Origin of the sequence: Mycobacterium tilburgii (assembly GCF_902168065.1) — a bacterium.
In the GTDB taxonomy this organism is placed as follows: domain Bacteria; phylum Actinomycetota; class Actinomycetes; order Mycobacteriales; family Mycobacteriaceae; genus Mycobacterium; species Mycobacterium tilburgii.
Genome location: NZ_LR655757.1, coordinates 1 through 8,905 on the forward strand (window position 1 = coordinate 1; position 8,905 = coordinate 8,905).

An 8,905-nucleotide genomic window follows, 5' to 3' on the forward strand; every position below is an offset into this window, starting at 1 on the left:
CCGCCCCGAACCCGTAGCGGGAACAACGCCTACACCCGCCCCGGACCCTCCCCAGCAAGGGGATCACGTTAACCTGTAGTTAACGCCACCCTGTCAATATCCGTTTCACCTGTGTGCCCGCACGTAACGGAGACGAATTCAGGAGAGTTCGATGACCTCAGCGACCATTCCCGGTCTGGATGCTGCACCCACCAATCATCAGGGGCTGCTGGCCTGGGTACAGGAGGTCGCCGAACTGACCCAGCCTGACCGGGTTATGTTCGCTGACGGCTCCGACGAGGAGTTCAACCGGCTGGCCGCCCAGCTGGTCGAGGCTGGCACGTTGACGAAGCTAAACGACGAGAAGCGGCCCAACAGCTACCTGGCTCTCTCCGACCCATCCGACGTGGCACGAGTCGAGTCCCGGACGTTCATCTGCTCCGAGCGTGAGGAAGACGCCGGCCCGACCAACAACTGGATGGACCCGGCCGAGATGCGGTCGACCCTGACCGACCTGTACCGCGGGTGCATGCGCGGCCGCACCATGTACGTGGTGCCGTTCTGCATGGGGCCGCTGGGTGCCGACGACCCCAAGCTGGGCGTGGAGATCACCGACTCCGAGTACGTCGTCCTCTCGATGAAGGTGATGACCCGAATGGGCACGGCTGCGCTGAAGAAGCTCGGCAGCGACGGGTTCTTCGTCAAGGCACTGCACTCGGTGGGCGCACCGCGGGAGCCGGGCCAAAAGGATGTGCTGTGGCCGTGCAACGACACCAAGTACATCACTCACTTTCCGGAGACCCGCGAGATCTGGAGCTACGGCTCGGGCTACGGCGGCAACGCCCTGCTAGGCAAGAAGTGCTACTCGCTTCGGATCGCCTCGGTGATGGCGCACGACGAGGGCTGGCTGGCCGAGCACATGCTGATCCTCAAACTGATCTCCCCGGAGAACAAGGCGTACTACTTCGCCGCGGCGTTCCCGTCGGCGTGCGGCAAGACCAATCTCGCGATGCTGCAGCCGACCATCCCGGGCTGGCGCGCCGAGACGCTCGGTGACGACATCGCCTGGATGCGGTTCGGCAAGGACGGCCGGCTCTACGCGGTCAACCCCGAGTTCGGCTTCTTCGGCGTCGCGCCGGGCACCAACTGGAGGTCAAACCCGAACGCGATGCGCACCATGGAGGCCGGCAACACCATCTTCACCAACGTGGCGCTGACCGACGACGGTGACGTGTGGTGGGAGGGCCTGGAAGGCGACCCGCAGCGCCTGATCGACTGGAAGGGCCGCGACTGGACGCCGGACAGCGACGAGAAGGCCGCGCACCCCAACTCGCGGTACTGCACCCCGATGTCGCAGTGCCCGATCCTGGCTCCCGAGTGGGATGACCCGCAGGGCGTGCTGATCTCCGGCATCCTGTTCGGCGCGCGCCGCAAGACCACCGTCCCGCTGGTGACGCAGGCACGCGACTGGCAGCACGGCGTCTTCATGGGTGCGACGATGGGTAGCGAGCAGACCGCCGCCGCCGAGGGCAAGGTCGGCACGGTGCGCCGCGACCCAATGGCCATGCTGCCGTTCATGGGGTACCACGTCGGTGACTACTTCCAGCACTGGATCGACCTAGGCAAGAACTCCGACGAGTCCAAACTGCCGAAGGTGTTCTTCGTCAACTGGTTCCGCCGCGACGAAGACGGCGGCTTTCTGTGGCCCGGCTTCGGCGAGAACAGCCGGGTGCTCAAGTGGATCGTCGACCGCATCGAGCACAAGGCCGGCGGGCAGGACACCCCGATCGGCATCGTGCCGAGCGCCCAGGACCTCGACCTGAACGGTCTGGACATCGACAGCGGCGTGGTGGAGAAAGCGCTGGCGGTCAACCCGGCCGAGTGGCGCGAGGAACTGCCGCTGATCGAGGAGTGGTTCAACTTCGTCGGCGAAAAGCTCCCGACCGGGGTGCGCGACGAGTTCGAGGCACTCAAGCAGCGGCTCTCCGAAGCTAGCTAGGTAAGGACACACCGGCGCCGATTTTTATCCGGCACGGCTTCCTTGGCAAACATGCTGTGGCGATTGAAACTTCGTGTTTGGAACGACATGCGACGGTGTATTAGATAGCGAACACCGATCCTGGGGGCCGACGATGAAGTCTGTTAGGTCCACGACGTCCGCCGCGCTGGCGATAACGGCTGCGGCGACGGTACTCCTGTTCGCGGCTGCTCCCCGTCGCAAGTGATCAACACCGGCGGCGACACCAAATGCAAGGACTTCACCACGCAGGACGAGAAGAAGCAGAACGACGAAGTCAGTAAAATGCTGAAGGACAAGAGCCGGGCCGATCCGAACAACATCGAAATCTCCGCGACGAGGTTGTCGGCGCAGACGTACTGCCAGACGATCGGCAAGATCTCCGAGGCGCCGCACGGCTGACACCCGGCGAGGGCCAGTCGACACCCGTCAACTTAGGCGGCAGTACAGTCGGCGTATGCAGATTCGCCCCTTCACTTCCGGATTCGGCGGTAGCGGCGGTCATCCTCTATCCGTCCAGGACGATCGTCACCTTCGATGAACTCGAGGCGCGGGCCAATCGACTGGCGCACCGGTACCGGCAAGCCGGGCTTCGCGAGGGCGACAGTATTGCGATCTCTGATGGAGAACAACGAGCACATCCACGCTGTCATTTGGGCGGCTCGGCGTAGCGGCCTGTATTACGTGCCGCTCAACAACCACCTCCCGCGGCCGAGGCGGCCTACATCATCGACAACAGCAACGCCAAGGCGATCGTCGGTTCGGCCGTGCTGAAGGACACCTGCGCGGACCTGGCCGAGCATCTGCCGAACGGCCTGCCCGGGCTGCTGCTGGCCACCGGCCCGCTTGCCGAAGGTGAGTTGCCGGGCTGGGAGCGGTATCCCGATTGTGTTGCGGGTCAACGGATACACCGATCGATGACGAAATCGAGGGTGACCTGCTGCAATACTCGTCGGGCACCACTGGCCGGCCCAAGGGCATCAAGCGCCAGTTGCGCACGTGAAACCGGAAGACGCCCCGGGCATGATGTCGGCCCTGGTCAGTTTCTGGATGCACCCCGACGCGGTGTATCTGAGCCCGGCCCCGCTGTATCACACCGCGCCGTCGGTATGGTCGATTACCGTCCAGGCCGACGGCATCACCACGGTGGTGATGGAGAAGTTCGACGCTGAGGGCACGCTGGATGCGATCCAGCAGTACCGGGTCACCCACGGCCAGTTCGTCCCGGCGATGTTCGTCCGGATGCTGAAACTCCCGCATTAGCGCGTGATTCGTACGATCTGTCCAGCCTCGAACGGGTGATGCACGCTGCGGCGCCGTGTCCGGTGGAGATCAAGAAGCAGATGATCGATTGGTGGGGGCCGATCATCGATCGCGTACTACGCCTCCTCCGAAGTCCACGGTTCCACGTTGATCACCGCCGAGGACTGGCTGGCGAATTCGGGACCGGTCGGTAAACCTATGGGCGGCGCCGTGCACATTCTCTACAAAAACAGTAACGAACTGCCGCCGGGCCAGGCCGGGGAGATCTTCTTCGAGGGCGGCCAGTCATTCGAATACCTCAACGACCCAACGAAAACCGCATCGTCGCGTTACAAACAGGGTTGAGCCGCGGTCGGCGGCATCGGCTACTTCGACGAGGAGTGGTACCTCTATCTGACCGACCGCCGCCACCGAATGATCATCTCCGGTGGTGTGAACATCTACCCGCAGGAAGCGGAAAACTTGCTGGTGACTCACCCAAAAGTGTTGGACGCCGCGGTGTTCGGTGCCCGACAACGAGATGGGGAAGCGGGTGGTGGTGGCCGTTCAGGCGGTGGACCCGGCCGACGCCACCGACGAGTTCGGCGACGAGCTGATGGCCTGGCTGCGAGATCGGCTGGCGCACTACAAATGTCCGCGATCAATCGCCTTCGAGGCGCTGCTGCCTCGGACCGACACCAGTAGCTCTACAAGAACGGCTTGGTCGAGAAGTGTTCGGTGTGATCGATGCTCCGGGTGGTCGAGCTGTCGAACGCGCCGGACGCCGGCCTCATCCCGCTGCCCGGCGTGGTCATCGGCGTCGGCTCGACCGATGAGCTCTCTCTGCACCAATCCTGTTTGTATACAGAAACTTTCACGCTGACCGAGGACCACTATGCAGACCGGCGGGTGACCACCGTCGAGTCGGTACACGACGCGCTGGCCGAGCTGCGCGCCCGGTGCGAACGGTGGCCGCACGCCAGCGGCGTCTGTGACGACGTGCTGCGTGCCGTGCGGCCCGACGCCGCGGCGCTGGCCGGTGTGGTGACCGAGTCGCTGGCCTACTCGACCTTGCAGGCCGGGCAGGAGTTCGCGCGCTGGCTCGCCGAACGCGGCGAGGCCCGAGTGGTCGAGACCGCCGACCCCGTGCTCGCGGAGCGCGACGGCGACACCTTGCGGATCCGGTTCAACCGTCCCGCACCGGCACAACGCGTTTTCCACCGATGCGCGTGCCGCGCTGCTCGAGGCACTGACGGTCGCGCAGCTGGATCCGTCGGTGACCGCGATCGTGTTGAGCGGCAACGGTCCGTCGTTCTGCAGCGGAGGAGATCTGGCCGAATTCGGTACTTTCGCCGACCCGGCGAGTGCTCATTTGGCCCGCACCTGGCACAGTCCCGCCAGGCGCTCGACGCGCTGACCAGTCGCCTCGTCCGGTCCTGCCGTGCCGACGTGCACGGCCAGCGTGCTGGGCAGCGGCCTTGAGACGGTCGCATTCTGCGGATGGATTGAGGAACAATAGGATTCGGTCTTCCGACTGCTTGAACTAAGCCTGGGCTTGATTCTCGGCGCCGGCGGCACCGTCAGCGTCACGCGGCGCATCGGGCGCTGGCGCACCGCCTATCTGGTGCTGTCCGGTCGCACCGTCGATGCCGACACCGCGCTGGACTGGGGTTTGGTCGACGCGATTGGCGTTGGCGCGCAACGATCGCTCAGTAACCCTCGAACGTGGTCGGGGTGGTCGACGGAATGCTCGACACGGCGACCACGATGTACAAGATCCCGATGACCACGTACGTCACGGCGCCGGCGACCGCTCCGATGATCGCCCACTTCTTGGCATTGTTCGACGCGTCCTGCGCTTCGGCCACCCGTCCCTGGGCCCACAATCCGGACACCTTGTTCGAGTAGACAAGCGAGACAATCCCGAACGGCAGGCAGCACAGCACCGTGCACAAGATCGCCCAGACGAGATAGTTATCCGGTTCTTGCTGACCCGGCCAGCCCGTCGGCTGCTGTCCCGGCCAGGCCCCCGGCTGCGGCGGTTGCGGCCAGCCGGCCTGCGGCTGGCCCTGCCAGTCCGGTGGCGGTGGTTGGTCCTGCCACTCGGATGAACCTTCGTACGGCCCCGGGGGATAACTCATGGCAGCTACCTTCCTGGCGGTTACTGCGGTCCGAACAGGTCACTCCCGCGCCGCTCAGCTGGTGCGCAAGTCAGGCAAATATAGCGCACCGGAAGTGGTCGAGCGCCGAAATCTGGTTTGCTCAGATGCCGCCGCGGGCCACCAGCTGCCCGGCAATCACATTGCGCTGGATCTCATTCATGCCTTCGCCGACGATCATCAGTGGGGCGTCACGGAAGTAGCGCTCGACGTCGTACTCGGTGGAGTAGCCGTACCCGCCATGGATGCGCACCGCGTTCAGGGCGATCTCCATCGCGACCTCGGAGGCGAACAATTTGGCCATCCCGGCTTCCATGTCGCAGCGTTCGCCGCTGTCGTAACGTTCGGCGGCGTATCGGGTGAGCTGGCGGGCGGCGGTGAGTTTGGTGGCCATGTCGGCCAGGTAGTTGCCGACGGCCTGGTGCATCCAGATCGGCTTGCCGAAGCTTTCGCGCTGTTGAGCGTACGCCAACGCGTCCTCGAGGGCGGCCGTCGCCACGCCCAGGGCTCGCGAGGCCACCTGGATGCGCCCCGTCTAGAGGCCCTTCATCATCTGTGAAAAGCCTTCGCCCATACGGTCTCCCAGCACGGCAGAGGTGGGTGCGACGTAGTTGTCGAAGGACAGTTCGCAGGATTTGACGCCCTTGTATCCCAGCTTAGGCAGATCCTTCGAGATCGTCAGTCCCAGGCCTGCTCGACGAGCACAACCGAGATTCCCTTGTGCCGCGGTGTGGCGTTCGGGTCGGCCTTGCACAGCAGCGCAATCAGTCCGGAGTGACGCGCGTTGCTGATCCAGGTTTTGGTGCCGTTGATCACCAGGTCCCCGGAGCCGTCCGGCAGCGCGGTGGTCGACATGTTCTGCAGGGTGGTCGACATGTTCTGCAGGTCGGACCCGCCGCCCGGCTCGGTCAGTGCCATCGTGGCGCGCACCTCGCCGGTGGCCATCCGCGGCAGGGAAGCGCGCTTTTGCTGTTCGGTGCCGAACAACGTGAGCAGCTTGGCGACCACGGTGTGTCCGCCCATGGCGTCGGCCAGGCTCATCCAGCCGCGGGCCAGCTCTTGGGTGACGCGTGCATAGCCGGGCATCGAGACCGGCGACCCGCCGTATTCCTCCGGGATGGCCAGGCTGTAAATGCCGATCCGCTTCATCTGTTCGATCCACGCCTCGGGATAGGTGTTGGCGTGCTCAACCTCGCGGACCGTCAATTTGACCTCGCGGTCGATGAACGCGCGCACCGTGGCGACCAGCATGTCTTCTTCGTCGTTCACCTTTGATCACCCTCCTGCCGTGACGGTGGTCCGCTGCGCCCGGGGGCCTCGTGCTCGCGATCGCCGCGAGTTGACCCTTGATCTGACAGTCTGCCAGCATGAGGCGTTGTGACGGGTAACGGGTATGCGGGAATCCGCGAGGGCGGTCCATACTTCGACGACCTCTCGCCGGGCCAGGTCTTCGATTGGGCGCCGGTGGCGACCCTCTCCGCGGGCCTGGCCGCCGCCCATCAGGCGATCGTGGGCGACCGGCTGCGGCTGGCGCTGGACGCCGACTTGGCCGCCGCGGTGATCGGCCCGCCGGGACCGCTGGCGCATCCGGGACTGGTCTGCGACATCGCCATCGGGCAGAGCACACTGGTCACCCAGCGGGTCAAGGCCAACCTGTTCTACCGCGGGCTGACGTTTCATCGCTTCCCGGTGATCGGCGACTCGCTCTACACCCGCACCGAGGTGGTGGGTCTGCGGGCCAACTCCGTGAAAGCGGGCCGCGCCCCAACGGGTTTGGCTGCGTTGCGGATGACCACCATCGACCAGGCCGATCGGCTGGTGCTCGATTTCCACCGCTGCGCCATGTTGCCTGCCAGTCCCGGATGGGATCCCGACGGTGCCCCCGCCGACGATCTGTCCACGATCGGTATCGATGTTGCGCCGCCTGCCGTTTCCCCGACCGCGCACTGGGACGGCGACGCGTTCCGAAGGCGGGTCCCCGGACAGCATTTCGACGTCGGCATGGCCGGTCGGGTGTTGCACAGCACCGGCGACCTGGTGAGCAGCGCGCCCGAGTTGGCGAGGCTTACCTTGAATATCGCTGCAGCGCACCATGATTGGCGATCCGGCGGGCGTCGGCTGGTGTACGGTGGGCACACTATTGGGCTGGCGCTCGCGCAGGCCAACAGGCTGCTGCCGAATCTGGTGACCGTGCTGGGCTGGCAGTCCTGTGATCACACCGGGCCGGTGTACGAAGGCGACACGTTGTACAGCCTGCTGCAGATCGAGTCGGCCGAGGCCACCGAGCTGGGCGGTGTGCTGGGGCTGCGGTCGCAGGTCTATGCGGTTAGCGACACCGCCGGCGAGCCCGACCGCCCGGTGCTCGATTGGCGGCTGAGCGTCCTGCACTTCTGACCGGGAGGACAATGGCTCAGGTGAGGCTCCAGTGAGCGACGCGGTGTCGAAGTGGGGAGGCAGTGGTGGCCTATCTGACCGGCCTGCCCAATGGGCCGCCCGACTTCTCCCGGGCCGTTGTGCTGGGCCGCGCCGAAAGGGTCGCCGCGGCCGCGGGGGCCCGCCTGCATGTCCCCGTCGACGCGGCCGGCCTGTTGGCGGGCCGAGCGGGACTGCTCGGTCTTACACGCCGCGGGCGGGGCTACTCGGCTGCTCGCCACCGCGACGGCTGGTGTGCGGTGACGCTCTCGCGCCCCGACGACATCTCCGGCGATCCCTGGCCGAGGCCCCGACCGTAGCGCCGCGATCGCATCGAATCGGCGCCCTGGTGGCCGACCTGTCGTCGCTGTGGGCGGGGCCGCTGTGCGGACAGCTGCTGGCTCGTGCCGGGGCGGCCGTCGTCAAAGTCGAAAGTCCACACCGCCCGGACGGCACCCGTCGCGGTAATCGCCATTCGACTGGATGAACGGCGAAAAGCTGTCCTACTGCCTCGATTTCGACAGTCAATCCGAAGATCTGCGCGCGCTGCTGGGGGTCGCCGGCATCGTCATTGAAGGCTCGCCCTGCGGCGCTGGCTCACCGTGGCCTGGCGCCGGAGCACATCGCGCCGCGGGCGGGCCGAATCTGGTTGCGTATCAGCGGATATGGTCAAGACTATGCGCGGCCTGCTTTGGGTGACGATGCGGCCGTTGCCGGTGGCCTGGTCGGCGCCGCCACCGGCGGCCCGGTGTTCTGCGGGCGACGCCATCGCCGACCCCCTGACCGTACTGGAAGCGGCCGCGGCCGTGCTCGACTCGCTGACGCGCGGTGGCGGTGAATTCATCGACGTGACGATGGTGGTGATCGTCGCGACCTACGCCTCCCTGCCGGTCACGGACCTCGTCGACAACCGTCCGGCCGTGTCGACATCCGGCCCGAACCGGCGGACCCCGACGGTTTGGTGGCCGCCAACCCGGCCGAACCGACGATGAGTCGGCGCGGTCTGTTGGGGTTGATCGGCGGCTGGGTGGCGCTGCTCGCGGTGCTCACGGCCGGGCAGACGCTCGGCGGCATCACCCGCGGCGCTGCGCTGTTG

At 65.9% G+C, this 8,905-nt stretch carries 4 protein-coding genes and 5 pseudogenes; 7 read left to right on the forward strand and 2 right to left on the reverse strand.

What is annotated here, in order from left to right; genetic code table 11:
- The first annotated feature begins 151 nt into the window (after positions 1-151).
- The 4 genes and pseudogenes from FQ389_RS17010 to FQ389_RS17025 all read left to right on the forward strand — a co-directional run.
- Positions 152-1,978, forward strand: coding sequence for a phosphoenolpyruvate carboxykinase (GTP) (locus tag FQ389_RS17010; RefSeq protein ID WP_144209769.1), 1,827 nt, complete (start codon positions 152-154; stop codon positions 1,976-1,978).
- 222 nt (positions 1,979-2,200) lie between these two features.
- Entirely contained in the window at positions 2,201-2,398 is a 198-nt protein-coding gene (locus tag FQ389_RS17015; RefSeq protein ID WP_407662933.1) for a hypothetical protein, read from the forward strand.
- 55 nt (positions 2,399-2,453) lie between these two features.
- Positions 2,454-3,982 (forward strand): annotated as a pseudogene (gene fadD4 / locus FQ389_RS17020) (fatty-acid--CoA ligase FadD4).
- 3 nt (positions 3,983-3,985) lie between these two features.
- A pseudogene (locus tag FQ389_RS17025) lies at positions 3,986-4,925 on the forward strand (enoyl-CoA hydratase/isomerase family protein); the annotation flags it as partial.
- Between the two features lie 22 nt (positions 4,926-4,947).
- Here FQ389_RS17025 and FQ389_RS17030 read toward each other — a convergent pair.
- Both FQ389_RS17030 and FQ389_RS17035 read right to left on the reverse strand, forming a co-directional pair.
- Positions 4,948-5,379 (reverse strand): CD225/dispanin family protein, encoded by a 432-nt coding sequence (locus tag FQ389_RS17030; protein ID WP_144209772.1) that lies wholly within the window; start codon positions 5,377-5,379, stop codon positions 4,948-4,950.
- A 121-nt stretch (positions 5,380-5,500) separates the two neighbouring features.
- Positions 5,501-6,648, reverse strand: a pseudogene (locus tag FQ389_RS17035) (acyl-CoA dehydrogenase family protein).
- 126 nt (positions 6,649-6,774) lie between these two features.
- Between FQ389_RS17035 and FQ389_RS17040 the strand changes: the two are divergent.
- The 3 genes and pseudogenes from FQ389_RS17040 to FQ389_RS23000 all read left to right on the forward strand — a co-directional run.
- A complete protein-coding gene (locus FQ389_RS17040; protein ID WP_144209775.1) occupies positions 6,775-7,791 on the forward strand; it encodes a MaoC family dehydratase in 1,017 nt (338 codons plus the stop codon).
- Positions 7,792-7,822: 31 nt separating this feature from the next.
- A pseudogene (locus tag FQ389_RS17045) lies at positions 7,823-8,801 on the forward strand (CoA transferase).
- Positions 8,708-8,905, forward strand: a pseudogene (locus tag FQ389_RS23000) (molybdopterin-dependent oxidoreductase); the annotation flags it as partial. The pseudogenes FQ389_RS17045 and FQ389_RS23000, both read left to right, overlap by 94 nt.

What these genes read in the sequence shown, in the direction of transcription:
- FQ389_RS17010 (WP_144209769.1), top strand. Translation starts at nt 152, where the DNA reads ATGACCTCAGCGACCATTCCCGGTCTGGATGCTGCACCCACCAATCAT.
- FQ389_RS17030 (WP_144209772.1), bottom strand. Translation starts at nt 5,379, where the DNA reads ATGAGTTATCCCCCGGGGCCGTACGAAGGTTCATCCGAGTGGCAGGAC.